We start from the raw sequence: 2,395 nt of genomic DNA on the forward strand, positions 1-2,395 counted from the left end.
GTGAAAATAGGTAATCTTCAAGTAGCGGATGTACTTTATCATTTTATTAACGACAGCGCATTACCAGGAACGGGCTTGGACCGTGAGCAGTTCTGGACTGATTTTGAAGCACTCTTTACTGATTTGACACCGATTAATAACCAACTACTTGCTCGACGAGATGACCTCCAGCATAAAATCAATACTTGGCACAGGATCAATAAAACCTTCCATACTGAAAATTATAAATTATTTTTGCAAGAAATTGGCTATTTAGAACCGGAGACTTCTAATTTTCAGATTGGCACGGAAAATGTGGATGAAGAAGTAGCCTTAAAAGCTGGTCCGCAGCTTGTCGTTCCAGTCGATAATGCCCGATATGCGTTAAATGCAGCAAATGCCCGTTGGGGAAGTCTTTATGACGCCTTATATGGTACGGATGCGATTAGTGAAGATGGGGGCGCTAAGCGTGCAGGGGCTTACAACCCGATTCGCGGAGAAAAAGTTATTGCTTTTGCAAGAGAGTTCCTTGATCAAGCCCTTCCGCTAAAGCAGTTTTCACATAAGGACGCTATCAAATATTCGATTGTTGATGGACGATTAGCGGTTTTACTTGGCAGCGGTGCAACGGTTGGGCTTCAAGATGAATCCAAACTCTGTGGCTACCAAGGGAATCCAGGAGAGCCTTCCGCCATTTTACTGAAAAATAATGGTCTCTATTTTGAAATTCAAATCGACCACGGTCATCCAATAGGTAAAACCGATGGAGCTGGCGTTAAAGATATTTTTATAGAGTCTGCTCTTACAACGATTATGGATTGTGAGGATTCTGTTGCCGCAGTGGATGCAGAAGATAAGGTCCTCGTTTATTCCAATTGGCTCGGATTGATGAAAGGTGACTTAACTGCTGCTTTTTCTAAAAATAAAAAGACGATTACTCGATCGCTGAGTCCTGATCGATATTATTTCACTCCTACTGGTGAGGAATTTGCCTTAAAAGGGCGTTCCCTCATGTTTGTCCGCATTGTTGGACATCTGATGAAGAGTCCTGCGATCTTAGATAAGGATGGGAACGAGGTACCAGAAGGGTTAATGGATACTGTCGTTACTAGTTTAATTGCCAAGCATTCTCTTTTGGCAAACGGTCCACATCAGAACTCTGCAAAGGGATCGATTTATATTGTTAAACCAAAAATGCATGGATCGAAAGAAGTCGCTTTCGCCAACGAGACGTTTAATCGCGTGGAAGATATGCTTGGACTGGAGCGAAATACGTTAAAGATTGGGGTCATGGATGAAGAGCGCCGGACGTCTTTGAACTTGAAAAATTGCATTGGTGAAGTAAGGGATCGAATAGTCTTCATTAATACGGGTTTCTTGGACCGGACCGGAGATGAAATCCATACATCGATGGAAATCGGGGCAGTTATTCGGAAAAACGAAATGAAATTTTCAACATGGCTGCAAAGCTATGAAAAATCGAATGTATTTGTCGGGCTGGCAGCTGGACTTAAAGGGCGGGCCCAGATTGGGAAGGGAATGTGGGCGATGCTAGACCTTATGGCTGAAATGCTCAAGCAAAAAATCGGTCATCTGCAAGCAGGCGGAACAACAGCATGGGTGCCTTCCCCAACAGCAGCAACCTTGCATGCGCTACATTATCATCAAATAGATGTTTCAAAGGTGCAAGCTGAGTTAGCAACGAATATTCAGGATCTTAGAGACCAGATTTTAGCCATTCCTGTTGCTGAAAATACCAACTGGACCGCCGAGGAAATTCAGCAAGAACTTGATAATAATGCACAAGGAATCCTGGGTTATGTTGTTCGCTGGGTAGAAATGGGGGTTGGCTGTTCGAAGGTACCGGATATTAATCATGTTGGGTTGATGGAAGACCGTGCGACACTCCGGATTTCGAGCCAGCATATCGCCAACTGGCTCCATCATGGAATTTGTTCGAAGGAACAGGTACTCGGAACCTTAAAGAGAATGGCCAGGGTAGTCGACCAACAAAACGCGGGAGATCCGGCGTATCATCCAATGGCTCTAGATTATGGTCAATCTGTCGCCTTTCAAGCAGCTTGCGACTTAGTATTTAAGGGTTACGACCAGCCAAACGGCTACACCGAGCCAATCTTACATCAGCGCCGCATCGAAGCAAAAGCCAAATGGGGTGTCAGGCACCACGATTAAAAGCACGAGCAACTACAAGTAACAGATGTAGTTGCTTTTTTTGATGAATGAAAATGTAAACTTATGGGAAAATACCTTTGATACTTACTTATATAAGGAGTGAAAAACATGAGTAATAACACCGAACAAAAGGAAACTCCACATATTAAACCAAATGGAGTAGAAATTGCTGAAACAATCCTGTTACCAGGGGATCCTTTACGTGCAAAATTTATTGCTGAAA

The 2,395-nt window shown here is 43.4% G+C and carries 1 protein-coding gene and 1 pseudogene; both read left to right on the forward strand.

The genetic code is table 11. The features are described 5' to 3' along the window. On the forward strand, positions 1–2,172 hold a 2,172-nt coding region (locus V7659_RS22255), incomplete at its 5' end, for a malate synthase G (RefSeq protein ID WP_335542355.1). Positions 2,173–2,280: 108 nt separating this feature from the next. Then, positions 2,281–2,395, forward strand: a pseudogene (locus V7659_RS22260) (purine-nucleoside phosphorylase); the annotation flags it as partial.

The organism is Neobacillus drentensis, from assembly GCF_036966985.1.
GTDB classification, from domain to species: Bacteria; Bacillota; Bacilli; order Bacillales; family Cytobacillaceae; genus Neobacillus; species Neobacillus drentensis_E.